At 60.6% G+C, this 269-nt stretch carries 1 protein-coding gene; it reads left to right on the top strand.

Going from position 1 to position 269, the window contains the following annotated elements; genetic code table 11:
• Positions 1–29: 29 nt before the first annotated feature.
• Positions 30–269, top strand: a 240-nt coding sequence (locus SB724_RS20315) for a ribbon-helix-helix domain-containing protein (RefSeq protein ID WP_410572676.1), incomplete at its 3' end; no start/stop codon positions are given.

Here is a 269-nt window from a genome sequence, read left to right as displayed (position 1 = left end):
ATCGCAATGGTTTCGAACGGATGCAGGCCATGAACGTCAAGACGACCGTGACGCTATCGGATGAAGACCTTCGCTTTGCCGAGGAACTCGTGGAAGCGGGACGCTTTCCGAGCGTCTCGGATGTGATCGGCGAAGGGCTCGCCCGGCTGCGGCTGGAGGAGAGCGACAGCGATCCGGTTGCGGGAATGGCGGATGAAATCCGGCGGCGGATGGAATTGCCGCGGGATCAGTGGATCAAGATGGAAGATGACGACCTGTTCGAGCGCGTG

The sequence above is a fragment of the Bacillus sp. SIMBA_031 genome (assembly GCF_046535225.1).
Taxonomy (GTDB): domain Bacteria; phylum Bacillota; class Bacilli; order Bacillales; family Bacillaceae; genus Bacillus; species Bacillus velezensis.
Note: the sequence above shows the minus strand (reverse complement) of the source record. Positions and strands in the feature narration are given on the sequence as shown.